Origin of the sequence: Pedosphaera parvula Ellin514, assembly GCF_000172555.1 — a bacterium.
Lineage (GTDB): Bacteria > Verrucomicrobiota > Verrucomicrobiia > Limisphaerales > Pedosphaeraceae > Pedosphaera.
Genome location: NZ_ABOX02000003.1, coordinates 145,418 through 170,592, shown reverse-complemented (window position 1 = coordinate 170,592; position 25,175 = coordinate 145,418). Strand labels below are relative to the sequence as shown.

General features: G+C 50.4%; 24 protein-coding genes. 11 read left to right on the top strand and 13 right to left on the bottom strand.

Annotated elements, in window-relative coordinates:
* Positions 1–79: 79 nt before the first annotated feature.
* From CFLAV_RS03140 to CFLAV_RS03115, 7 genes are all read left to right on the top strand, one after another.
* Positions 80–2,419: a CHASE2 domain-containing protein gene (locus CFLAV_RS03140; RefSeq protein ID WP_160164471.1), complete on the top strand. Its 2,340-nt coding sequence runs from the start codon at positions 80–82 to the stop codon at positions 2,417–2,419.
* 51 nt (positions 2,420–2,470) lie between these two features.
* The gene (coaD, locus tag CFLAV_RS03135) at positions 2,471–2,959 is read left to right on the top strand and encodes a pantetheine-phosphate adenylyltransferase (protein WP_007413164.1); all 489 of its coding nucleotides are present in this window, start codon (positions 2,471–2,473) and stop codon (positions 2,957–2,959) included.
* 13 nt (positions 2,960–2,972) lie between these two features.
* Entirely contained in the window at positions 2,973–3,461 is a 489-nt protein-coding gene (locus tag CFLAV_RS03130) for a YceD family protein (RefSeq protein ID WP_007413163.1), read from the top strand.
* Positions 3,462–3,466: 5 nt separating this feature from the next.
* Positions 3,467–3,655 carry a 50S ribosomal protein L32 gene (gene rpmF / locus CFLAV_RS37535; RefSeq protein ID WP_083808740.1) on the top strand — a complete coding sequence of 63 codons (189 nt, stop codon included), beginning with the start codon at positions 3,467–3,469 and terminating at the stop codon, positions 3,653–3,655.
* Between the two features lie 55 nt (positions 3,656–3,710).
* Entirely contained in the window at positions 3,711–4,739 is a 1,029-nt protein-coding gene (gene plsX / locus CFLAV_RS03125) for a phosphate acyltransferase PlsX (protein ID WP_007413162.1), read from the top strand.
* 11 nt (positions 4,740–4,750) lie between these two features.
* Positions 4,751–5,788 carry a beta-ketoacyl-ACP synthase III gene (locus CFLAV_RS03120; protein WP_007413161.1) on the top strand — a complete coding sequence of 346 codons (1,038 nt, stop codon included), beginning with the start codon at positions 4,751–4,753 and terminating at the stop codon, positions 5,786–5,788.
* A gap of 587 nt (positions 5,789–6,375) precedes the next feature.
* Positions 6,376–7,464 carry a type IV pilus twitching motility protein PilT gene (locus CFLAV_RS03115; RefSeq protein ID WP_007413159.1) on the top strand — a complete coding sequence of 363 codons (1,089 nt, stop codon included), beginning with the start codon at positions 6,376–6,378 and terminating at the stop codon, positions 7,462–7,464.
* A 63-nt stretch (positions 7,465–7,527) separates the two neighbouring features.
* On the opposite strand, the gene CFLAV_RS03110 is transcribed toward CFLAV_RS03115, so the two are convergent.
* Positions 7,528–8,856, bottom strand: coding sequence for a 3-deoxy-D-manno-octulosonic acid transferase (locus tag CFLAV_RS03110; RefSeq protein ID WP_007413158.1), 1,329 nt, complete (start codon positions 8,854–8,856; stop codon positions 7,528–7,530).
* Between the two features lie 457 nt (positions 8,857–9,313).
* Complete coding sequence (locus tag CFLAV_RS03105; RefSeq protein WP_150107252.1) at positions 9,314–9,652, bottom strand: hypothetical protein; 339 nt, start codon at positions 9,650–9,652, stop codon at positions 9,314–9,316.
* A gap of 451 nt (positions 9,653–10,103) precedes the next feature.
* On the opposite strand from CFLAV_RS03105, the gene CFLAV_RS03100 reads away from it, so the two are divergent.
* Positions 10,104–11,081, top strand: a complete 978-nt coding sequence (locus tag CFLAV_RS03100; RefSeq protein ID WP_237712358.1) for a serine/threonine-protein kinase — start codon at positions 10,104–10,106, stop codon at positions 11,079–11,081.
* A gap of 66 nt (positions 11,082–11,147) precedes the next feature.
* Here CFLAV_RS03100 and CFLAV_RS03095 read toward each other — a convergent pair whose 3' ends face one another.
* The 11 genes from CFLAV_RS03095 to CFLAV_RS33860 all read right to left on the bottom strand — a co-directional run bounded on the left by CFLAV_RS03095 (position 11,148) and on the right by CFLAV_RS33860 (position 21,987).
* On the bottom strand, positions 11,148–11,564 hold the full coding sequence (locus CFLAV_RS03095) for a hypothetical protein (protein WP_007413154.1): 417 nt from the start codon (positions 11,562–11,564) through the stop codon (positions 11,148–11,150).
* A gap of 233 nt (positions 11,565–11,797) precedes the next feature.
* Entirely contained in the window at positions 11,798–12,310 is a 513-nt protein-coding gene (gene lptE / locus CFLAV_RS03090) for an LPS assembly lipoprotein LptE (RefSeq protein ID WP_007413153.1), read from the bottom strand.
* Positions 12,310–13,317: a tetratricopeptide repeat protein gene (locus CFLAV_RS03085; RefSeq protein WP_007413152.1), complete on the bottom strand. Its 1,008-nt coding sequence runs from the start codon at positions 13,315–13,317 to the stop codon at positions 12,310–12,312. Before CFLAV_RS03085 ends, lptE begins: the two co-directional genes overlap by 1 nt.
* A gap of 124 nt (positions 13,318–13,441) precedes the next feature.
* Positions 13,442–13,810 (bottom strand): hypothetical protein, encoded by a 369-nt coding sequence (locus CFLAV_RS03080; protein ID WP_007413151.1) that lies wholly within the window; start codon positions 13,808–13,810, stop codon positions 13,442–13,444.
* A gap of 275 nt (positions 13,811–14,085) precedes the next feature.
* The gene (locus CFLAV_RS03075; RefSeq protein ID WP_007413150.1) at positions 14,086–14,532 is read right to left on the bottom strand and encodes a response regulator; all 447 of its coding nucleotides are present in this window, start codon (positions 14,530–14,532) and stop codon (positions 14,086–14,088) included.
* A 154-nt stretch (positions 14,533–14,686) separates the two neighbouring features.
* Positions 14,687–15,535, bottom strand: a complete 849-nt coding sequence (locus tag CFLAV_RS03070; protein WP_007413149.1) for a transglutaminase family protein — start codon at positions 15,533–15,535, stop codon at positions 14,687–14,689.
* 13 nt (positions 15,536–15,548) lie between these two features.
* Complete coding sequence (locus tag CFLAV_RS03065; RefSeq protein ID WP_007413148.1) at positions 15,549–16,610, bottom strand: alpha-E domain-containing protein; 1,062 nt, start codon at positions 16,608–16,610, stop codon at positions 15,549–15,551.
* Positions 16,611–16,638: 28 nt separating this feature from the next.
* Positions 16,639–18,036: a circularly permuted type 2 ATP-grasp protein gene (locus CFLAV_RS03060; RefSeq protein ID WP_050785611.1), complete on the bottom strand. Its 1,398-nt coding sequence runs from the start codon at positions 18,034–18,036 to the stop codon at positions 16,639–16,641.
* Between the two features lie 205 nt (positions 18,037–18,241).
* Entirely contained in the window at positions 18,242–20,056 is a 1,815-nt protein-coding gene (gene carB, locus CFLAV_RS03055) for a carbamoyl-phosphate synthase large subunit (RefSeq protein WP_007413146.1), read from the bottom strand.
* A 1,151-nt stretch (positions 20,057–21,207) separates the two neighbouring features.
* Positions 21,208–21,696: a DUF5063 domain-containing protein gene (locus CFLAV_RS31725; protein WP_007413143.1), complete on the bottom strand. Its 489-nt coding sequence runs from the start codon at positions 21,694–21,696 to the stop codon at positions 21,208–21,210.
* 24 nt (positions 21,697–21,720) lie between these two features.
* Entirely contained in the window at positions 21,721–21,987 is a 267-nt protein-coding gene (locus tag CFLAV_RS33860) for a hypothetical protein (protein ID WP_083808737.1), read from the bottom strand.
* On the opposite strand from CFLAV_RS33860, the gene CFLAV_RS03040 reads away from it, so the two are divergent.
* From CFLAV_RS03040 to CFLAV_RS03030, 3 genes are all read left to right on the top strand, one after another.
* A complete protein-coding gene (locus CFLAV_RS03040) occupies positions 21,973–23,607 on the top strand; it encodes an RNA polymerase sigma factor (RefSeq protein WP_007413142.1) in 1,635 nt (544 codons plus the stop codon). The genes CFLAV_RS33860 and CFLAV_RS03040 overlap by 15 nt on opposite strands.
* Before the next feature lie 15 nt (positions 23,608–23,622).
* Positions 23,623–24,423 (top strand): hypothetical protein, encoded by an 801-nt coding sequence (locus CFLAV_RS03035; RefSeq protein WP_040546668.1) that lies wholly within the window; start codon positions 23,623–23,625, stop codon positions 24,421–24,423.
* 359 nt (positions 24,424–24,782) lie between these two features.
* Positions 24,783–25,022 carry a hypothetical protein gene (locus CFLAV_RS03030; protein ID WP_007413140.1) on the top strand — a complete coding sequence of 80 codons (240 nt, stop codon included), beginning with the start codon at positions 24,783–24,785 and terminating at the stop codon, positions 25,020–25,022.
* Positions 25,023–25,175: the final 153 nt, after the last annotated feature.

The window sequence follows — 25,175 nt, the reverse complement described above, 5'->3', positions numbered from 1 at the left end:
TGGGTGGCGAGGGCAAAAGCCTGACTTTCAAACCAGAGCAGCCTTGTGTTGCTCTGGTTTTTTTGTGTACCTTCATCTTGTGAACCTGAAGACCCCAAGAAAGGCTCCTTTCCTGATTGCTGCCGGAGTCATTGGGTTGGTTTGCCTGGTGCAGGTTTTTCGCTTCGATTTTTTCGAGCGTTTGGAAAGGATGACTTACGACCTTCGAGTACGCCGGGCGGCTAACCATTCTTCGCTGATGACCACGAATCTTGGGTTCGTAGCCATCAGTGAGGAAACGATTCGACGGATAAATAACGGATCATTAGGTTTCAGTTATGGCCTCTATTGGCCGCGTCATATCTACGGGCGGGTAGCCCGGGAACTCCATTCCCAAGGTGCAACGGCAAGCGCTTTTGATGTGCTTTTTGGCGAACTGCGTCACGACCATGCTCCGGTGCCAATGGCGAACGGGCAGTTGGTTGAATCCGATGAGTATTTTGCATGGCAGATACATGCTGCAGGTAATGTTATTCTGGCGTCCGAGAAAGGAGTTGTCCCGCCTCGATTATTCAGAACCAATGCTCTTTGGTTGGGAGACATCACAGCCACGAAAGATTCCGATGGCATTTTGAGGCGCGCGAGAGCATTTCGGACCTATCGAAGATGGCACCGGTGCTTCCAGGCGGTTGAAGATGATCCCGATTATGGGATTGATCTTAGTAAGGCGAGGATGGAACCCGGAATGATAATTCTTCCGCGATCTAATGGCGAGGTGGTTAAAGTGCCATTAAATAAGGAGGGCAAGTTTGACGTGGCAGATTTTCTCGGGGCCAAAATCCCTGCCGGGATGGCGCGTTTTGATAATCCATTCACAGAAGAACAGATTTGGCATATGGGCATCGTTCTGGCAGCACAGCAGCTCAAGCTGGATCTGGAACACGCCAAAATTGAGTTGGAAAAAGGGCGGATTATTTTAAGCGGAGACAATGGAATTGAGAGGATACTGCCTGTGGATTCAGATGGGTATTTCTACATCAACTGGTGTCTTACCGGCAATGATCCCCAGTTGACGAGCGAGCCGATGGAAAATCTGCTGCGCCAGGATCAACTGCGCCAGACAGGTCAAACAAACGGCTTGAGAAATCTTTGGAAAGGCAAGCTGGTCGTCATCGGCTCCACAGCGGTGGGAAATGATTTGATGGATCGAGGAGCAACACCACTGGAAGAAGATACCATTCTGGCATGCGAGCATTGGAATGTGGCGAACTCAGTTGTTTCAGGCCAGTTCGTACATCGCAGTTCCCTCTTCATGAATCTGGTGCTGATCTGCCTTATGGGTTTATGCGCGGCGTATCTGACCTGGAAATTCCGTCCCCATATTGCTTCCTTTTGGATTTTAGTCGCCTTCGTAGCCTACGGCTTGTTCGCCTTTGCATGCTATGGGATGTTTCACTTTTGGATTCCCGTAGTAATGCCATTGGCAGGTGGGTTGCTCGCCACCTATGCGGTGATGCTGGCTTATCTGGTTATGTTTGAGCAGGCCGAGCGACGGCGCGTGCGCTCCGTTTTCAGCAAAGTCGTTTCACCTAACATCGTGAATGAATTGTTAAAAAGCGAAAAGCTTGCGTTGAGTGGAGCGCGCCGAAGCGTGACGGTGCTGTTCTCGGATATTCGTGGGTTTACGGAGATAACTGACCTGTACAGCGAGCGGGCGGTTGAGTTTATTAAACAAAATAACCTTTCGGGCGAGGCTGCGGAAACCATCTTCGATGAACAAGCTCGCGAGATCCTGTCCACCGTCAACCTCTATTTGAAGGTCATTGCCGATGTAGTGCTTAAACATCAAGGAACAATTGACAAGTTCATTGGCGATTGTGTGATGGCATTTTGGGGTGCACCCGTAATTAACCAAAAGCATGCTCTCTGCGGTGTAAGGGCTGCCATAGAGATTCAACGAGCCGTTGATCACCTGAATCATGATCGCGAATTGGAGAACGAACGCCGGAAAACTGAAAATTACAAATTGTCTGCAGCCAACCAACCGCTATTGCCGATGTTGCCCATTCTATCGGTTGGAACAGGCATTAACACTGGCGTAGTCACAGTCGGCTTGATGGGAACAAACGAACAATTTAACTACACCGTGTTTGGCCGGGACGTGAATCTTGCCCAAAGGTTGGAGAGCGTTTCCGGAAAGGGACGTATTATTATTAGTGAAGCCACCCTGGCCGAAATTATCCAGGACGATCCAAACCTTGCACTCGCCTGCATGGAACTGCCCGCGGTGAATGTTAAAGGGATTCGTAATGCAGTTCCCATTTTTGAAGTGCCTTGGATGACAAGGGAGGGAGAGGCAGCAGAGACGAATTACTCCAATGTAGAAGCAGGAGGAGCTCAAACTGCGTACCTCGCGCCTACTGATAAAGAGGGCGACTGACAAACTCGCTTTTTTGTAGGAATTCAACGCCGATTTGTTAAGTTTGTTTGCATGCGCACGGTGATCTATCCGGGTAGTTTTGATCCTCTAACCAATGGGCACCTGGACGTAATCCAAAGAGCCACCAAACTTTTCGATCGCGTCATCGTGGCGGTAGCAAAGAATGAGAGCAAAAGCCCTCTTTTTACCCTTTCTGAACGATTGGATTTGGTTTCGCAATGTGTGAAGCATCTCCCTAATGTAGAAGCAGATACCTTTGACGGATTGCTGGTTGATTATGCGGAGAAGCAATCAGCCCAGGCCATTATTCGAGGATTAAGAGCAGTATCAGACTTCGAGTTTGAATTTCAACTCGCTTTGATGAACCGTAAGCTGAACGAACGGGTAGAAACAATTTTCATGATGCCGAAAGATACTTACACTTTCCTGAGTTCGCGGATTGTTAAAGAGATTGCACGATTGGGCGGTAATATTAGTACTTTTGTGCCATCCCCCGTTCAGGTGGCCTTACATAGTAAGGGAACCGTATCTCCGACATAACATACTAGTTATTATGGCTTTACTAATAAACTTAAGACATTTGGAAAATCAAGACTTGCATGTGCAAGGAGAGCTTTCCGCCGGTGAATTAGATATTGATTTCCAGGATGAACTGGTCCGAGTAGTTCAACCATTAAAATACGATTTGGAAATTCAGCGACTTGAAACCAGCCTTTTGGTTCAAGGAAGCCTGGATTTGGCATTGGATTGTGATTGCGCACGCTGCTTAAAAGAGTTTAAGTACCCGTTGGATTTGGAGAATTGGACGTGCCACGTGCCACTGGAAGGGGAGGAATCAGCTCCCATCCTAAATGATTGCGTGGACTTGACGCCCTATATCAGGGAAGATATTCTCCTAGAGTTTCCGCAACATCCGTTGTGTAAACCTGAGTGCAGTGGGCTGCCAAAGAAAGTAACTGGTAAATCGAAAAAAACTGGCGGCACCGGTCAGACTAAAGAGATTTCGTCTGCTTGGGCCGAATTAAATAAACTAAAATTTTAGAGAATATGGGTGTACCCAAGCGCAAACCATCAAGAAGCCGTCAACGTCAACGCCGTGCTTATAACAGTGTATTGGCCTTGCCTCAACTGAGCACATGTCCTCAATGTGCAGCTCCTGCCATTCCGCATCGGGTTTGTCCCGCCTGCGGTTTTTATAAGGGGCGTCAAGTCCTCACGGTTACGGCCGGGGCTTGATCCATATTCAAAGTAAAACGGACTCGGAGGTCTCGCTTCCGGGATCTTTTTCTTTATGCGAATTGCAGTGGATGTCATGGGTGGCGACCACGGTTGTGGAGTCGTCATCGAAGGCGTCAAACGAGCACTCGAGGCGGATAGCAAGATCAGCGCATTGTACCTTGTAGGCAAGCAGGAGGACATCCATGCTGCCATGCAGGTATCTGGCTTGGTCGATAAGCGTGTCCACATCGTTCATTCTACTGAAGTAATGACGATGGAGGACAAGCCGACCGTTGCCCTCCGCAAAAAGAAGGATTCTTCCATCGCCAAGGCAGTTGATTTGGTGGCGGAGGGAAAGGCTGACGCGGTTATCTCTCTGGGAAATACCGGCGGGATACTCACGTTTGCCACTTTTAAATTGCGACCTCTGCCGGGTGTGGAGCGTGCGGGTATCGCCACTGTGATTCCTGCGCCTGACAATGAGTTTGTATTGTTGGATTCCGGTGCGAACATCGAATGCAAGCCGCTTCATCTTGCCCAATACGCAGTTATGGGCAGCGTTTATTCCCGGGAGATTCTTCGCTATAAAAATCCCAGGGTTGGTTTGCTTTGCAATGGAACGGAAGAGGGGAAGGGAAACGAACTTACCAAGGAAGCCTACAGGCTTTGCAAGCAGCTGGATTTGAATTTTGTTGGGAACGTGGAAGGACATGACTTGTTTGCCAATAAGGTTGATGTGGTGGTTTGCGATGGATTTGTTGGCAATATTGTTCTGAAGACATGCGAGAGCCTCGCGGTGGGAATATTTGCCATGTTAAAACGCGAGTTGGTGCGAAACCCGAAACGGCAGCTTGGAGCTTACCTGGCTCAAAACGCGTTTCGTGTGATCAAGCGCCGGATGGACCCGGAGATTTACGGGGGCGCACCACTATTAGGCTTGAACGGCATTGTCATGAAGGCACATGGTTCCGCGAAAGAAAAGTCCATCATGAATGCAATTCGTATCACGACGGAAACTGTCCAAAATCGAATCAATAAAACCATTGTCGAGGAAATCCAACGCGCAAACGAGCGTTTGGCCGCGACCAAGTCGGAAGAATAATTCGCCAACGCATGAGTCCATCCACTCAGAAAAAATTTAAAAATCCCCGCGCCAAATATAATTTCCAGGGACAAACATGTTCCATATCCGGGGTTGGCTCTTATGTGCCTGAAAGGATTGTAACCAACCATGATCTTGAAAAAATGGTGGATACGACGGATGAATGGATCACCACCAGAACTGGAATCAAGGCGCGGCGCGTTGCGGCCAAGGACGAATTTACTTCTGATCTGGCTTCAAAAGCCGCGCTGAAAGCGATGAAGCAGGCTGGCATAAAGCCCGAGGAGATCGACCTGATCATTGTAGCCACGATCACGCCGGATATGCCATTTCCCTCAACTGCCTGTCTGGTACAGCGAAAAATCGGCGCCTATCGGGCTGCCGCATTTGACATAGAAGCGGCCTGCTCCGGCTTCATTTTCGCGCTGGAGATTGGTCAGCAATTCATCATGTCACGTACCTACGGGACTGTTTTGGTGATTGGTGCTGAGAAGTTATCGTCCATTGTTGATTGGACCGATCGCAATACTTGCGTGCTTTTTGGTGATGGAGCTGGTGCCGCGATTTTGCAGAACCGCCCCAACGCCCATGGATTGTTGACGGCCTGCATGGGTTCCGACGGTCAAAAAGCTGATTTGCTTTCAATGCCTGGTGGTGGCAGTCGGTGTCCTGCGAGCGCCGAATCGGTTGCGGCAGGACTGCATTTCCTGCGAATGGATGGCAAGGAAACATTCAAGAATGCAGTTCAAGCGATGCAGACTGCGGCTACGGAATCACTACGCCGGTGTGAGATCGATATCACGCAGATCAAGTGCATTATTCCGCATCAGGCAAATCGTCGCATCATCGATGCGGTTTGCGAACGTCTGAGTGCCAATCCAGAACAGGTTTTCATTAACCTGGATAAATATGGAAATACTTCTGCCGCGTCAGTGGCCATTGCCCTGGATGAAGCCGTTGAATCCAAGCGCATTCAACGTGGAGACTTGATTTTGCTGGTGGTATTTGGAGCTGGACTGACCTGGGGTGCTGCCGTCATCGAGTGGTAGGCAAAAAATTGACGGTAAGTAGGATTATGCTATTTTGACTACAGCACTATGAGCGCAAGAAAACTTAATAGTCCTGGTTTGTTTCAGCCCATAACCGTTGAAGCATTTCAGACACGTTTGCTACTTGCACCGAAGGAGGTAAAGGTTCGTAGAAATGGGGTTGAATTCCGTTCTATAAAGCCGATTGCGCCTTGGACTGAGATGACCGTCACCTTGCAATCGAATCGGGATACCGCCAAAGTTCATTGCACGGGAGTTGTGGTCGCGTGTAATGGGAATCGGCACACTGGATACACCGTTTCAATGGTATTCACTGATTTGTCCAAGCAGGCACAAGCACGACTGAGCATTCTTGCGTATTCGTGATCGTTTTCGCAGCTCTAATCCAAGGAACTGTTCCCGGTTCATCCTAGGCAAAAGAAACTTCTTTTGCGCCACTGTATTGTCATTTCTGTAAAGTTTGATTTAGGGTAGATAAACTCCTTATATCCCTAACCTCCATTACTGGTAGTCTTCCCAACCAATATTCACAATTTGGTACTGGTCGGCATTCCTAAAGGTCTGGTAAATCATAGTGCATATAGCGTATGGAACTTTTTCACAAAATTTTGAAGCTCGCTCATGATGGAGCGGCTTCTGATATTCATATCAAAGTTGGCACTCCGGTTGTATTCCGCATCAATCGCTCACTCGTTGCAATTGAGTGTCCTATTCCGACGGAAGAATGGATGAACAATGTCGTAAAGAATATTGTTCCCGTGCATCTGCATAAAAAATTGGAGGAAGAGAGGGAGACAGACTTTTCGTACCTGGAGCCTGGTTCCGGACGGTTTCGAACAAATGTTTTTCAGCAGCGCGGTTCCTTTGCGCTGGCCATGCGCCTCGTAAAGGCGAATGTGCCGAGCTTTGAAACCTTAGGTTTGCCCGATGTCATTAAAAAGATAGCTGAATCACCTCGCGGGATCGTACTGCTCGCTGGTTCCACCGGCAGCGGTAAATCAACAACATTGGCTGCCATGATTGAGCACGTCAATGCGGTGAGCAAAAAACACATCGTCACGCTCGAAGATCCGATTGAATATGTCTTCGAAGACAATCAATGTGTCATCGAACAGCGGGAAGTGGGTTTGGATACGAGGTCATTCCAAGGAGCGCTCAAGAGTGCCTTGCGTCAGGACCCGGATATCATCATGGTCGGCGAAATGCGCGATTCAGTAAGTTTCAGTGCGGCGATGAGTGCAGCCGATACCGGGCATTTGGTTCTTTCGACTCTACATACAACCACGGCTGGGCAATCCGTCGGCCGTATTCTGGATTTTTTCCAGGCTGACGAACGGGAACAGATCAGACGCCAGATTGCCGGCACGCTCCAAGCTGTTATTTGCCAACGCATGGTTCCAACGTTGACGGGTACCATGACGCCCGCCTGTGAGATCATGATCAATACCAGCACGGTCAAGAAAATGATCGAAGATAACCGAATCGAAAAACTGCATGCAGCAATCGAAACCGGTCAGGACGACGGCATGCAGAATTTCAATCAGGCCTTGTTCGCGTTGGTCAAGGAAGGCAAAATTTCGCAACACGAAGCACTCGCGAAAGCAAGCAACCCGCAGGCACTGGAGATGAACTTCAAGGGTATCTTCCTGAGCGAAGGCAAACGCATTCTGGGCTAATCCATTTTTACAACCAATTACGGGCACGCAAGCGCGTGCCCTTTTCATTTTGACGCGGGAAGTTTACTTTTTCGGCACGGTGTAAAGATCGCGAGCTGCACAACCTTCCAGAATCATTTCCACCGTTCGTTCGGTGGCTCCTTGATGTTCCTTTACTGTCTCTTGAGCGCGGTAACCCAATTCCTGCCTTCGGGGAGGATTGGATAACAATTCGCCTATCCGCGTTTCCAGTTCGGCGGCATCGCTTACCTGGATGGCGCTTTTGTCAGCGAGGAAGATTTTCACAACGTCAGTGAAGTTTTGCATGTTGGGGCCGAATAGAACCGGTTTGCCCAGCGCCGCTGGTTCAATCGGATTTTGGCCACCCCGGGCGGCCAGGCTTTTACCTACAAACACCACGGTGGCGTGTTCATAAAAATACCGCAGTTCGCCCGTTGTATTCACCAGCAGGCAATCCAGCTCACCCTGCTCAAATTGTGTATCAGGAGCCAGCTCGCTCCGATAAAAGAAATTAATTGCCAGCTTCGAGAGGTCATTACCAGCCGACTTTGCCCGCTCGAAATGGCGTGGTACGAGGATTAGAAACAAATCAGGGAATTGCTTTTTAAGGTTAAGAAATATTTCCGCCAAAATGAGTTCCTCACCATCATGGGTGCTACCAGCTACCAGTATCCGAGCATCGGTTGGAACGCCAAGTTGTCCAAGCATCGCTGGTACGTCCAGCGTGCGCCGGCCGGTCAAAACAGCAGCATCAAATTTCAAATTCCCGACAACGTGAATTGCTTCACGCCGGCAGCCCACTTCACCAAGTCTTCCTGCGTCAGTTTCATTTTGTGCTCCCACGCCGGTGAACGCGCCAAAAAGCTGTTTGAAAAGGATTTTAAATTTTTTATAACGCGGAAACGAGCGATCCGAAAGCCTGGCATTGACTAAAAACAAGGGGATACCCATGGAACGGGCGCGCCAGATGAAGTTTGGCCAAATTTCGGCCTCTACAAGAATGATGGCATCCGGACGGATCGTTCCCAGTGCTCGAGCAACGAACTTGCGGCGATCAACCGGGTAATAAATTTTGCCGATATGCGGCGGAAGTTTTTTCTGCAGCTCACTCATGGCAGTAGTGGTGGTGGTGGAGACCACAAACTTCACATTTGGCAAACGAGGCTCCAAGGCCCGGATGAGCTGCATGCAGACGTTCATTTCGCCCACGCTCACAGCATGCAGCCAGATAATGTGACGATTAGTGATGGACTGTTTGAGCTTTACATCGTAATTGCCGAAACGCTGGGCAAATCCCTTTTGCCAATTACCCCGGCGCGACATCCGTAAAAAATAATATGGGGAAGAGAGGACGAAGAAGATCAGAAATAAAATATTATACAACGAACGCATGTAACCTAATACCCGTGCCCTTTCACCATTGTTCCTTATTTTTAGAACGGCAAATATAAAGACAATCCTGCGAGCAAGATAGCACTTTTCGCAGGTTTTCGACTTCCCCCTGGAAATTTTATTCACACATAATGAAGGAGGAACTTCGGTTTTGGGTGAAGAACCACCATACAATCAACGGCATTGAAAGCCTGCCAAACCTGGATTTTGGTCCGCCGAACAGAAGCGTTGCAGTTCCTCATGGGCTTGGTCATGAAAAGTCTGAGCGAGGGCAAGGCACGGAGTGGTCTCGCTAATGCGGGACTGATTCCATGTGAACTTGCCGTCGCTCAAACGAATCGAATGACGTGCTGCATCTTTCAAGGCATGTCACCGCCGTGAGGAGCCGTTTCCACGGGCGATGCATCGCCTGCGGAAGCGGCTCCCCCAAACGGGATTACCTTGGGAAGGGTGGTGTTCATGCCGTTTCCAGTACCAGGTTCAGGCTGCGAGCGCGCACCCTTTCCTGGTGCTCCCATTGTAGTAACGCTGCCCTGGCTTTTTCGTCCAACAGGGTGGGAAAGAACAGCAGGGGATATGCGGTCGCCCAGGCGAGAGCGGCGGCATCATTTGCGGCTCTGCGCAAAAGGGTGTTTTGCTCAGGAGCGCTTGTATTATTTAACAGTTGGAGGAGGAGCCGATTTTTTAACTCTTCCAATTCAGTAGTTTCAGCGGCCCGAAACGGAATCGTCTTCACCTCGAAGGTGGTATCGGGTGCGAACCTCGCGGTCACGCGTTGTTGATATTTATCATTCATGTTCTTTTCTTTCTTTAGTATTCGCCCCATTCGGGGCACTCAATTAAACAAAAAACCCGCGATTGCCTTGGCAACCGCGGGTCTTTCGAAATTCTATTGGATTAATTATCGGCTAGACATTTCCTCCCACGTTGCCAGTGGACCAGGACGCGCGGTGCCAAACGGAAACCATTTGACCTTCGCAACTCATGGCGCACAGGGTTTTAAATGTAAACGTGGTATTCATTCTTAAACCGACTTTGACAGTAAACAAGATTTGCCAATTTTTGTCAAATCTTTTGCCACTGTTGGCATGCTCACATCCTGTCTCTATTTAAACAACACAGCCTTCGGCTGTTGCAAACACACCTCTGATTAGCCAGCATTATTATCTAATCTTGTGGTGGGAACGGATAATGCTATCATGTAACTCGTGATGATTGGATCTGGTGAAGAGAGGAAGCAACTACGCATGTTTTCGTGCCCGGGCTGCAATGCCAAGGTGTTTATACCAGGAGATTTGCCTCCATTGGCGACCTCCCCGTGTCCCAAATGCGGTTACCACATCATGATGCCCTGGCAATTGAAACAGTTCGAACTCCGCGCATTTATTGCTGCGGGCGGGAATGGGGTTGTTTATAGGGCATTTGATACGGCATTGCAGCGCGAGGTGGCGTTGAAATTAATGAAACCGGAGGTGGCCAAAGATCCTAATGCATCGGAAGCTTTTTTCCGTGAGGCTCGTGCTTGTGCCTCCCTCAACCACACCAATATCATTCATATTTACACCTTCGACGAAGCCGAGGGGCAGAAGTACCTCGTTATGGAAATTGCGGATGAGGGAAGTCTGGATGGCCGTATTGAACTCTACAAACGTCTGCCCGAACTTGATATTTTGGATGTTGGAATCAAAGTGGGATCGGCTTTGAATTTGGCGCTGAAACATAATCTTTTGCACCGAGACATTAAGCCGGGAAATATCCTCTTCAATGCAGACAATGAACCGAAGTTGGTTGATTTTGGCCTGGCCAGGAAGGCGGAAGGGGAGTTTGATCCCCAGGAGGAGCTGCACGGCACTCCGTATTATGTAGCTCCCGAAAAGATTAAGCGGGAGCCTGAGAGCTTCCTTTCCGACATGTACAGCTTGGGCGCAACGCTTTATCACGGCGTGACCGGTCACGTGCCTTTTGAAGCACCTACCGCTGAAGATGTGGTTATGGCTCATGTAAATACTCCGCTTACTCCCCCCAACCACGTCGTTCCAGAGATTAGTCAGGCTTCCAGCGACGCAATCATGCGAGCGATGGCCAAAAATCCTGCAGATCGTTTTCAGAGTTACGACGAGTTTATCATGAATTTGGAAGCTTCGCGCAGCCACTTGCTGAGGCAGCAATTTACTGAGAACGCAATTGCCGCCAAATCTTCGAAAGGCGGATGGTGGCGCAGATAATTGTGGTTTAAATAAAAAAGGCAGGCCGTAGTGGCCTGCCTGTCAGGTATAAGAATTAATGTATGATTACTTCGGGGTGGAGTCCGTCTTTTCCTTCTTTTTGGAACTGCCTCCACTCTTTCCGCCGATGTAGAGGGAACGAAGGGTCAGTTTACCGTCCTCACCTTTTTTATAGCTGCCACTGATGTTTTCTCCGGCAGTCACATCATCCAAGGTAGCAGGTTTCTCGTCCTTCAGGATCTTGGTTTCCGAAGTGACTTGGAAGGTGCGCTTATTCTTGTCATCAAGAGTGACCGTCTTGGCACTCTTATCGACAGAGGCAACTTTGCTATGGAACGAAATTGGCTTGCTCTTGGCTTCGGGAGCCGCTGCAGGGGCAGAGGCGGTTTTGTTCGTGCTCTGAGCAGACACAGTAACAGGCACTCCAAGCACAACGGCGGAGAGAATGCCCATGATGGTAATTTTGCTTAATGACTTGATCATAATATTTTAGGGTTAATTTCCTGAGGGCGGATACTGCTATCAAATTGGCAAATTCTGCAAGTATTATTTGGCAACGATTACCATTTTCACTTCCTTTATGGACTAAAATCGCTCCAAATGCGTGGTTTTCACGCTTTTTTCTCTTGAAGGGGCTCAAAAAACTGAGCTTGGAAAGATTTTCTCTGAAAAATTGGATTAAGAAAATACTCCAGCTTTGACTATCTATAAAATACCTACCAAGTTCCGTCCACCAACAGTGCTGCTGCTTTTTTCGCCAAGTCATCAGTCATCATGGGGATGGCCTGACGCTCGGCACTGGTTAAGTCATTGCCTACACGCAGGGTGGTGCGCCCGACGACAGGCTTGTCAAAAATAATCCTGCCAGTTGAGCGTTCCCGAGCTGTCACCTGAGCTGTCATCCTGATTTCATAATCCTGGACGGTTATGACATCAGAGGACTGAAAGCTTAATTCGTTGCGGACGAAGGAGGTAATTACGCCACTCAAAATAATGTCCCCTTCATCATGTGTGTTGATTAAATACGTGCCATCCTGCTGGAGGTTTTTACGCAAGGCGTTAATAAGGTAAGCGCTCAAACGTGGCTCAAGTGTTTTATTAATGAACGGATTGATTTGAACCGAGCGAGAGCCAGCCAGTTCACCGTTGGAAGGTCCAAGATGATACCCTGCACACCCAACGAAAAAAAGTGCCCAGGTAGCAGCCAGATATGTAAGGAAGCGACGCACTACTTCGTGGGATTTTGGGGCAACTTCTTGAGTTCTGCGAGGCGCTTTAGAGATGAGGCGGCCAGAGGTGAATTGGGGTCCTGAATTAGCACCTCGTTATAGTAAATCTGTGCACTCTTATAATGATGGCCATTGTCGTAAAACCGTGCGATTTGATAGTTTCCACGAGCTTGCTCGGTTTTTAGAGCGGCGATTGTTTTTTCGCTTTCCGAAACTCGTGGATCGTTAGGATAGAGAGTCATAAAGTCGGTGAACGTTGCAATTGCCTGCCCGGCCGTATTTTGGTCGTACTCTGCTGTTCGGGCCTGTTTGTTATAGGCCAATCCTGCCTTGTAAAGGGCGTCCGCAGCAAATTTGGGTTGGTCATGGTAACGATCTGCCGCACGTTCGTAAGCCTTGGCTGCCTGAATATAAGGTTCATTACCGTTTAAAAAACGCGTTTGCTTTTCCCGAGCCGCTCCGATGTCCATCTGTGCTTGAGGAGCAATATCGCTGTAAGGTCCATTTTTGATGATCATCTCGTACATTTCTACTGTCTTATCCATGTTTGGAAAAAATGGAATATAACCCCATAATTTGAACCACTGACCGCCTAAGAAACGGTTGCAAATGGCAAACTGTCGTTGAAGGATTTCCTGATAGTTATCAGCCTTGGGATATTTCTCCAGGAGCTTTTGGTATTCCTTGAAGGCTTTCTCGTCCTGCGTCTTCTCCTCGTAGCAACGAGCGGCCAGGTACTCGGCTTTTGGGGCAAAATCTGAGAGAGGCCAATTGCTGACCACACGGCGAGCGGCTTTCAGCGCCAGGCCATAGTCTTTTTTGTCGAAAGCTTGTTGGGCGACATCCAACTGATCCTTAGCCCGAACTCTTTGCCATTTGCCCTCACCGCCGACTGGTTCGTAAGTCCAACCTTCGCCAGCACGATAGACCAACGGCGCGGGTGACCGATAAGGAAAACCCAGCACGCAAAAGGCGGTCAGCAGGAGACAAACAGACCATCGTTTCATGGCTAAACCGTATCTGACATGGCATTTCCAAGTCAAGGAATGTAGCCGCAGAAAATCGTATGGCATGGATATCGAAGAGGACTCCAGGGAGGTCTCGTAGCGACGGTTCTGATTTGAGGTGGATTTAGCCAACGGACATAAGCACCAGGGCAACAAGGATCACCCAGAGCACTGCTGCAACCATCAGCGCCCGACCGCAAAGCATCTCTCCTTTTCGCGCGATCTGATTGTTTATCTGGAGCCAGGAAGAGTCAACGACCCATCGAATTCCCAGATAATTGCTGGCATCCGGATCTGAAAACCATTGGTAATGGTCCGGGATAAATCCTTCAGCGGCTAACTCCCTGATAAATGCTGCTTTCCGCTGGTCAGAAAAGTTGTCATGGGTTGCGCGGATGAGCACATCGTCCTTGTTGTTCTGGACCAGAATGTGATTCTCAGGTTGCCGACGGTAAAACTCTGCTCGTTTGGGAAGGCATGTTTCTGTTTTCATATGAAAGATGATTTAAAAGTTTGGCTGCCTTTTTGGTCCTTTGGCGAATGGTGAAGCCTTTGGCAGGCGACATGTCGTCGGACTATGGGCGTGGAAACTCATCATATTCAAACAACTTGGTAAGAGCATCGCCCATATTCCTCCATTCCAAAGCGCAAGCTCATGTAAGCTTTTGCTTATTAGCAAACATTGTGCTGATCGCTGACTAACGCAAGGTAGGTGGAAACAGAGGTGACTGTGTGGAAGGAAAGCCTGGGGAATGGCCCAAAAAAGTTCTAAGTAAAAGGATGGTTGATAGTAAGCCAGTAATGAGCTATGTCGCCAATCATCTGGGTGTATTGCTGACTATTGACCGGTTTCACCACACAGCTGTTCGCACCCAAACGGTACCTTTCAAGCATCTCCCTCTCGTCCGTCGAGCCTGTTAAGACCACGACAGGAATGTGGCGCGTGCGTTCTTCTGCCTTGAGCTGTTGTAGCAATTCGATACCGCCCCGGCGGCTCAGCTCAAGATCAAGAATAATAACCTTCGGAGCGGTTTTAATCCGCCAATTGGCAGCCACATTGGTGGCGCAGATAAGTGCGAGCGCCTGGTCAACATCGATCACATGGACAAGCCATTGGCCAAAATCGCGGACCTTGATGGCCGCTGTAGCCATGGCTGCTTCTTCAGCACTATCTTCAACCAACAAAATATCCACCTGTTCATCAATCGTCATCATGATTACCTCGGGTGAAACTTATGGCACGAGTTACGGCTCAATACTTTCCTTTTAAAGAAAAGTTTTTTTGAGTTACTAGCAGATGGAAACCGTTGCCGACTTGGAAAGCGAGGAAAAAAAAGAAGATTTTAGATGCTGCAATGCGAAATTTTTTTCAAATTTCGAGGCTGGTAACTTCCACGTGTACGGTCATGGTCTTTTCCCTGGTGCCTTTGTAACTCCCTTTCACCGGCACGATATCGGCGTAATCGCGCCCAACCGCGACTTTGACATAATTCTCATCCGCCGGCTGATTATTGGTGGGATCCAGAGCGCGCCAGCCCAACTGCGGGAGGTAGACTTCGCACCAGGCATGGGAAGCCTGCGAGCCTTGCAGCACGCCGCCGGGGCCATTGTATAAGTAACCGCTGACATAGCGTGCCGGTATCTTGAGCGAGCGGCACATGCCGAGCATGAGATGAGCAAAATCCTGACAAACCCCGCGGCGCAATTGAATTACCTCTTCCACCATCGTATTCACGTTCGTGGATTGAGGCGTGTAAGTAAAGCTGCCATGGATGTATCTCATGATGATCAGGGCTGCGCGCCATGTGTCGGTTTCTCCGGCGGTGGCATCCAAAGCCAATCTCCATACTTCCGGACCAAGTGTTACAAACTGGCTCGGCTGCAGGAAATCATAACATTTATCGAGCTGGGTGAGTTCCGCGAGTCTGCTCAAGGGAACCGTTTCCGCATCTTCAGGCAGGGGGACATAGGCGGTTGTAACCTTGGACGTGCTTTCAATGGTTAACACATTGTGTGGCCCCAGCACTTCAAAGAAATGAACGTAGTTCTGGAAAAAATCAAAGTAATGCGACAGTCGGGATGCCGGTAAAACCTTCAATATGAATGATTGGCAGTTTTGACCATCAATGGAAAGTGGATGGAGTCGGACCTCGTTGAAACTCTCGATGACGGGCGACGCGTAGGTATACTGAGTGCGGTGGAAAACTTGCAGTTTCATCTGGAACACGGGGTCAAAATACGGACGGAGGAAATTCCGTGTTATGAAAGGAAATTCGAGTTTGTTGTTGCTGCTGTTGTTGTTGTTGCAACATGTCGTAATTCAAGTCGGCAAAGGGTTGAAAAATATAAACGGCAAACAGCGCCTCACCAATCTGGTTGAAGCGATTCTGTAGCAAATCGAGATACTCGTGTAAGCCCCGGCTCACTATCTCCTGAACCGTGCTGAACTGGATTTCCGAAAGCAGGCGACCGGACAGCTTCTCGGCGTCATTGGAAAACTTTTGTGGAGCCACACCGGAAATGCGGCGTAGCGTTGCATCCAACTCGTTCAGGCAGAAGCGCACGGAACGCGGAAAGTCATCCGAAAGCAGGAGCAACTCAGCCACCCGGACGGGATCCACTTCAGTGGAGTAAATTTGACGATAGACATCCCAGGCGCTGCAGGAACGCAAAACCGCCGACCATTCCAAATAGTCTGTCTGGTTCAAAGCTTTCCCGAACTGCTCATTGCCCAGGGTTTCGTGGCGAACATCGAGGATGCGAGTGGTCTTGTCAGCGCGTTCCAGGAACTTGCCGATCTGAATAAAATTCCAGTTTTCGTTTTGACGGATGGTGGCATTCGTCAGGCCCTGCAAATAAAGCGAGCTGGTTTTAATCTCGTTATAAAAATCGTAAGGGCTGGAATTCCATACCTCGCGCGCACGCGGCGAGCGCATGAAAAGATGCAGTCGATTAATCTCCTCCCACATCTCACCGGAAATCTGGTCACGAACCACACGGGCGTTTTCGCGAGCCTGGGCGATGCAATTGAGGATTGAATTCGGGTTGCCGGGATTAAAGGTCAGGAAGTCCGTAACTGTCTGGCCGCGCGCCTCCTTATAAAGCTGGAAAAAAAGCGCTTCATCACCGGTGCTCTGGACAATCGGCAGCCAGTGCTCCAACAGGCGTTTATCATCCAGATTGCGGAAATCCAGGAGCAGTTGGAGGTTAACATCCAGGATGCGGGCAACGTTTTCCGCCCGCTCGAGGTAACGGCTCATCCAAAACAACGAATTGGCAACGCGTGAAAGCATGATTGTAACTGGACAGTTTTATCAGCGGTTAATCATCTCCATAAAGCACCCAGGTATCCTTGCTGCCGCCGCCTTGTGAAGAGTTTACCACCAGTGAACCTTTGCGCAAAGCCACCCGGGTAAGACCACCGGGAACAATGGTGGTTTTCTCGCCATACAGAATAAAAGGCCGGAGATCAATGTGCCGTCCTTCAAACTTGCCGTCGCAGATTGTGGGATGTTGTGAGAGGGAGATCATCGGTTGTGCAATGTAATTACGCGGCTCAGCCTGAATGCGCCCGCGAAACTCCTCAATCTCCGCCTTGCTCGCCTTCGGGCCCATCAGCATGCCGTAACCGCCCGATTCATTCGCCGCCTTCACCACCAGTTGCTCGATATTCTCGAGAATATATTTTCTATCCTGTTCCTCGGAGGCCAGGTAAGTCGGCACGTTTTCCAGAATCGGATCCTGATCGAGATAAAACTTGATGATCCTGGGAACGAAATAATACATCACCTTGTCATCGGCCACGCCGGTCCCGATGGAATTTGCCAGGCTCACATTTCCGGCGCGATAAGCGTTAATCAATCCTGGAACTCCCAGCACAGAATCATGACGAAATACCGTCGGATCCAAAAAGTCATCATCAATGCGTCGATAAATAACATGAACCTGTTGCAGGCCCTTCGTCGTGCGCATATATACCCGCGCATCGCGGATCACCAGATCACGACCTTCCACAATGTTAATGCCCATCTGGCGTGCCAGGTAGGAATGCTCAAAATAGGCGCTGTTGTGCGTGCCCGGGGTTAGCAGAACCACCGTGATATCGCCAGCATTGATCGGTGAGCTGTGACGCAAAACTTTCAACAGGTCGGCGGGATAGGTATCCACCGGGCGCACCCCAATGCTTTCGAACATATTGGGGAAAGCTCGTTTCATGGCCCGACGATTCTCGAGCAAATAGGAGACTCCGGATGGACAGCGTCCATTATCCTCCAGCACCATGTATTTACCTTTATCGTCGCGGATGAGATCCGTCCCGCAAATATGCATGTAGATATTTTTCGGAACCGGAAAATTCATGAACTCGCGACGAAAATGCCGCGCGGAAAGCACGTAAAATGGCGGGATGACGCCTTCCTTTAAAATCTGCTGATCGTGGTAAATATCATGCAGGAACAGGTTCAGAGCCGTAATGCGCTGAATCAAACCGGCCTCGATATGTTCCCACTCCGAAGCGGGAATAATGCGGGGCACGAGGTCGAATGGGAAAATGCGCTCGGTGCCTTGCGCGTCGCCATAAACATTAAACGTGATTCCCTGTCGCAGGAAGGCCAACTCGATTGCCTTGCGTTTGTTGTCCAATTCCTCGGGGCTGAGCGCGGCAAACCGCTGTTGAAATTTTTGGTAATGCCTCCTGATGTCGTTTGTTTCAGACAACATCTCGTCGAAGAATCCATCGACTGCGTAGCCTTTGCTTAGCACGGGAGAATTACACTCTCATTAAGATGCCTGAAACAAGAAAATTCTTGAATCAAAAGCATCGGGTTACAGTGGGGTGTCTAAAATCAGACACGCTGGTTCATTTTCGTTACTTAATTTTAATTCAACGCTGTGCCGGGCCAGCACCGATGACTTACTAACTGGCTCAGTGGTATTCCTGAAGCGTCTTGACTGCGTAATCGCTCTCTTTCTTGACCGCGTAACCGCTCTTCTTCAGCGCCGCGATACCCAACGCCGCCGCCTTCGCGCCACTCAACGTCGTCATGATCGGCGTGTTGGTATAAACAGCCGTCGTGCGAATCTTGATTTCGTCCGCCCGCGGTGACTGTCCGGCAGGAGTGTTGATGACCAGTTGAATCTCGCGATTCTTCAACAAATCCACCGCGTTGGGCCGGCCTTCCGCAAGTTTAAACAACCGTTGCACTTTCAATCCCGCCTTCTCCAATATCGCCGCTGTGCCGCTGGTTGAAATCAACTCGAAACCGAGATCCACGAAAAGCTTCGCCACGGACGAGACTTCATCTTTATGCGCATCGCTCACGCTGATGAACACCCGGCCGCTCAAGGGCAGGGGAGAGTTTGCCGCCATTTGCGATTTCGCATACGCAATTCCCAAATCCGCATCCAAGCCCATCACTTCGCCGGTGGAGCGCATTTCCGGCGAAAGCAAAATATCCTGGCCATGAAAACGGTTGAATGGAAACACCGATTCCTTCACCGCCCAATATTTCGTCCAGACCTCTTCGGTAAAGCCCAGCTCTGTCAGCTTCTTGCCAGCCATCACTTTCGCCGCCAGCTTCGCCAGCGGAACCCCAATCGCCTTGCTCACGAACGGCACCGTGCGCGATGCCCGGGGATTCACCTCCAGCACGTAAACAGTGTCGCCCTTCACGGCGTACTGCACATTCATCAGGCCGATCACCTTCAACTCGCGCGCCATCGCATGCGTATATTCACGAATCGTCTGAATCACCTTCTGCGACAACGAATGCGGCGGCAACACCATCGCCGCGTCACCGGAATGCACACCCGCGTATTCGATGTGCTCCAGCATCCCGCCAATCACAATTGTCCCTTGCTTCGGATCACTGAAATGCCCCACATCCGTGATGCAATCCACATCCACTTCCGCGGCATCTTCCAAAAATTTGTCCACCAACACCGGCCGCTCCGGCGACGCCTCAACCGCGAACCGCATGTAATGAGTCAACTCCGAATCAGAATAAACAATCTGCATCGCCCGGCCGCCCAGCACGAACGAAGGCCGCACCAACACCGGGTAACCCAGTCTGCGCGATGCCTCCAGCGCCTCCGCTTCGTTCGTCGCCAAACCGTTCGGTGGCTGCGGAATATTCAGCTTGTTCAACATCGCCGCGAACAGCTTGCGATCTTCCGCGATTTCAATACTCTGCGGCGAAGTGCCGATGATGTTGACACCATTCTTCTGCAACGCGAGCGCCAGGTTCAAAGGTGTTTGTCCACCGAATTGCGCGATTGCTCCCCAGCACTTCTCCCGCTCGTAAATGTGCAGCACATCTTCCAGCGTCAACGGTTCAAAGAACAATTTGTCGCTCGTATCATAATCCGTTGAAACCGTCTCCGGATTCGAATTCACCATCAACGTTTCGAAGCCATCTTCCTTCAGCGCGAACGCCGCATGCACGCAGCAATAATCAAACTCAATTCCCTGGCCAATGCGGTTTGGACCGCCGCCCAAAATCATCACCTTGCGCGTGTCGGAAGGGCGAATCTCATCGTCACCACGATCGTACGTGGAATAATAATAGGGCGTATAAGCTTCAAACTCGGCGGCGCAGGTATCCACCAGCCGGTAGCTCGGAATCAAACCGAGTTTCTTGCGTTCAGCGCGAACGGCATCCTCCGTCTGGCCGGTGAGATGCGCGATTTGCCGGTCCGAAAAACCCAACGACTTTGCTTTGGCTAACAGGTCACGATTCATGTGTCTAAATCTTCAAAATAAACCGGGCAAAGTAAGCCTTGGTTTGCCCCCGGTTGCAAGTACCGGTTTCAATCTTGTTTTTGCGGAAAATAATTTAACCGACCGATACCGACTAATGGCGTCCGATACCGACCATTACCGACTGAGCTGCCTCTCTCGGTGACCATCCAACGAAGTTAATCCTCTCCGCCATGTCAATTAGTCCATTGACCTTCAATGCGCCCGATCTGGCTGAATGGCCGCAGCCAGAGTTGAGTGGCATCCCAACTCTCAATTTTGAATTCTGCTTTAACCATTTCATCTGCGATAAAAATTTTTTAACCGTTATTTGGCGTTATGTACCGTTATCTGCCGTTATTTGGCGTTAGACGTTCCAATCTAAACTCGAAATGCGTTATTCGAAATTCCTTTGCCCTCCAATGGCAGGCGTCCTGGCTGAAAACCTGCCTCTGCCGACGGGCAACCAACGACTGCCAACGGACTGTCCTTTTTTAAGATTGATTCCATAAGTCTTATACTTTTTTAACCCGAGTTAAGGCGAGATAGCGCGAGTTAACCCGAGATAACACGACTTTCATCGCCCGCGATTTGCTGGAAGCCGCCGCCATAATCGAAGGCCACAAACCGCCCAGTGGTTCCAGAATCCCGTCTCCCGTCGATGTTTGAATGTTCTACCATAAGCTTCTTTCAAAAGATTTATGCCGCCTCTAAAATACACAAAAATACTATAACTAAGTAAACATATATTTCTATATTAATGTTATTAATAGTGGCGTGATTGGCTCATAATATGCTACTGATTTAGTTAAATATTTGACTGGAATATTGCTGCGCAGATCAACCAGTCACTGATCCAACCTTTCGCGCCAGCATCGTAGGTAGGGCCGCGTCACTCCGTGCGCGCCGCACTAGCAAGGCCCGCGATCTCATCCTTCCATTGCCCCATTCGCGTACGTGATCCGCGATTCCAATCCCTCGCGCGAGCAATCAATTAAATGGTGGAATGACGCTTCGCCGGAATTCTAACCTCGTCGGTGATTCTGCTGAGCCCATCGAGCCACTCCGAGGACGCGGCCATGATTGAAAACCACGCGCCAGCAATCATTTATTGGGCAGGGAATATTGCCAGTCGGTTAAGGCTTGCCGCCTATCTATTCCCCTTCCACAAGTTTCCGGAAATACTCTTTCCTAAAATACTCATCAACGGCGTAAACGGCTGACGACGCATGGTGACCCCAATGGATGAAATAGGATTCATACCAGTAGTTCCTGGCATATGTGGCGTCTCCCAGATCAAGAGCCTGCAAACCATGCCACAAGTCCTCATAAATATCTGCCAGATCGTCATGGACGTCCCCGGTAACAGGCGTTTCTTCGTCAAGGTTGCAGGGGGAGAAAATCTTCCAGTAATATTGAAATGGAAAATCGGCGAACCGCTTATAATCAGCTTTCCAATCCTCGCGGCTACGCTCTGGATACTCTGTCTCGCTTTCCTCCGTATAATCGGCGGGCAGATAAGAAACACCCTGCATGAGCGCCAGCAGTAATTCCCGCGCTGTTTGGACCTCATGCTGGCTCGATTCCGCCCACTGGCAGAACTTCCGCACATTATTTACAAATTCTTCGACGGAGCGGTTCATATACTTGCGGACTGGATGATCTCCTCATGGTCCTTTTGTGAACAGCATATAACCGGACGGATCACTGGCAACCTGCTTTTGTGAAGCAAGCCTGTAAGTTTCAATAAATGGGGTTACTTGTATCGGTATGCCATATCCGAGCAAGGTCTTTTTTTGCGCTTTTTGTGCCTTCTCGTGGCCACTCCTCCCTGATTTCTTGGTGCCTGCATACCCTGGCAATTCTAAAATTTTTTGTTCGGTTTCGCCCCGCAGCGGCTCTTTAATAGTGAATTGAAGATGACCGACACCCAACAACTCCTCGCCGATTACGTCAGGAACGGCTCCGAAACCGCCTTCCGGGAACTGGTCACGCGCTATGTCGACCTCGTCTATTCGGTCGCCTTTCGGTTGGTCAATCGCGATGCCCACCTGGCCCAGGATATCGCGCAGACCGTTTTTGTTGACCTCGCCCGCATTGCTCCGACGCTTTCCAAGGATGTCATGCTCGGCGGTTGGTTGCATCGGCATACCTGCTACGTTGCGTCCACCTTCCTCCGGGGCGAACGCCGCCGTCAATTGCGTGAAAACGAAGCCGTCCAAATGAATGCGTTGCACGACCACTCCGACGCCAACCTCGCCCAGGTTGCGCCCATCCTCGACGAAGCCATCAACCAGCTCGGGGAAGGGGATCGCACCGCCATCATGCTCCGCTTCTTCGCGCAACACGACTTCCGCACCGTTGGCGCAGCCATCGGCACCAACGAGGACGCCGCCCGCATGCGAGTGAATCGCGCCTTGGAGAAACTCCATTCACTCCTTAAAAATCGCGGCGTCACTCTTTCAGCCGGCGCACTCGCCACTGCGCTCACCGCCCAAGCCGTCACCGCTGCCCCCATCGGCCTCGCTGCCACCATTTCCACCGCCGCCCTCAGCAGCACCGCAACTCTCATCGGAGTCACCAAAACGATTGCTATGACCACACTCCAAAAAACTCTCCTTGCCGCCACGCTCATCGCCGCCGTCGGCACGGGACTCTACCAAGCTAAACAAGCTTCCGCTCTCCAAACCCAGGTCCAGGCCCTCCAGCAACAACAAGCCCCGCTCGCGGAAAAAATCAATCAACTCATCCGCGACCGCGAAGACGCCTTGCGCCAATTGGCCGCCCTCCGCGACGACAACAAACGCCTCAGCCAGAACGCCGCTGAGTTGCCGAAACTGCGCAGCACAGTCACCCGCCTAAACGCAGCCGCAAATCCCTCTACGGGCAGCCCCGCCGAATCCGCCGCAAAATCCTGGTTGGCGCGAGTCGAGCAGCTCAAGGAAAGGCTGAAACAAAACCCTGAGGCAGGCATTCCCGAGTTCCAATTACTCAGCGACGAAGATTGGCTCGGAGCAGTGAAGGGCCGCAATCTGAGCACCGAAAAAGATTATCGCCGCGCCTTTAGCTACCTTCGCAACAATGCCGAGAGCAAGGTCGCTTCAATGATGCAGCCGGCCTTGAGCAAATACATGAAAGCCAACAACGGCCAATTTCCGAGCGACCTCTCTCAATTACAGCCATACTTTGAATCACCTCTGGATGAAGCCATCTTGCAGCGTTTTGCCATTCTGCCCGCCGAAGAAATCTCCAGTTTGGGCATGGGCGGAGATAAGGTTATCAGCCAAAAAGCACCTGTGGACGCCGAATACGATCAACGATTCGGCATAGGCCCGAACGGTTATGGCAGCGCCGGAAATCAAGCCTGGAACGATACCATCGGAAAAGATGTCAATGCTCTCAAGCCAGTGATGAAAGCCTATGCCGCCTCCCACAATAGCCTCGAACCAACCGAAGCCGCCGACCTGATGCCCTACGCCACTACCCCCGAACAACAAGCCGCCCTCCAACGAATGATTAAAGTCAAGGAAGCCCAGGCGTCCGCCGCAAAATAATCCAAAACGATGGCTATGACCACGCGCCAAAAAACCGCCATTATAGTCGCGCTTATCCCCGCCTTTGGCATCGGAGTCTACAAAGCTCATCAAACCTCCACCCTCCGTGCCCAAGTCCAGACGTTTCAACAACAACAAGCCACACTTTCAGATCAAATCAACCAGGTCACCCGCGACCGCGACACCGCCCAACGCCAACTCGCCGCGCTTCGCGATGAAAACAAGCGCCTCAGCCAAAACACCGCTGAGTTGCCAAAATTGCGGAGTGAAGTAACCCGTTTAAATGCCGCCACAAATACCGCTTCCAGCAGCGCCACCGAAATAGCCTTAAAATCCTGGTCGTCGAAGGTCGGGCTCGTTAAACAGAGAGTAAATCAAACACCCGAGGTTGGGATTCCAGAATTTCAATTGCTCAACGAGGAAGACTGGCTCGCCGCCGTAAAAGATCGCAATCTTGACGAGGATAAGGAATTTCGCCGCGCTCTCAGCACCTTGCGCATGGCTGGCGAAAAGCGATTTGCTGAAATGTTGCGACCTGCCTTGGACAAATACATCGAATCCCATAACGGCCAGTTCCCAACCGCGCTCTCACAACTGCAATCTTACTTCGAACCCGCTCCCGTGGATGAGGCCATCTTGCAGCGGTACGTCATCCTGCCCGGCAAGGAACTCCCCAGTTTGCTGATGACCGGAGACTGGCTCATTACCCAAAAAAAACCAGTCGATGCCGAATTTGATCTGCGCTTTGGAGTAAGTAAAAACAGCTGGGCGCAACAGGGCGTTCCCTCATGGAACGAGCCCTCCCGGCCTCTATAAAAATAATCAAGCATAACGCAACCAACGCCTCCACTCCGCGCGCCAGCAATCAATTAAATGGTGGTGTGAGAGTCTCTCGAACATTAACCCCGTCGGTGATTCTACTCAGCCCATCGAGTTTATCTGCGGACGCAGCCCACGATTCCGGATCGCGCGCCAGCATCGTAGGTAGGGCTGCGTCACTCCGTGCGCGCCGCACTAACATGGCCATAAATTTCAATCACTCTTCCACGCATTCTCTCACAGATTCAACTCGCCTTGACAAACCGCATTCACAAATCAAACTGTCCGCAGTAAAAGGAATCCGGTCATGAATATTCAGTCCCAACATTTTGAGAGGCGATCACAAAGCCACCTGTATGAACTTCACCACCAACAGCACGCCAAGCGAAGTCATGTGGGGAGGATTCATCGCCTTCGGCTTATGTTCATTTTGGGGCCTGCGCTGGATTCTCCGCGGTCTGCGTGACGACACCCTCGATGCCTCCGGCCATCTAGTCGCCTCCCGAGGCTGGTTCATCGGCGGCGGCGTTTTCCTGCAATTGCCACTCATCGGCTTTATACTCTTCGCCTGGAAGCAGGGATTCTTTGGTGCTTAAGATTACGAAATGCACGTAGCCTGTCGCGTCGCTACCGGCATCAGCAAAGTAACCTGTTTGGGGTTTACTCCCCATTGTGTCGTTACCCTTGCACTGTAATACTCAACGACTGACAAAAAAACGCCGCGGACAACAGGAGGGACCATTCTGCCT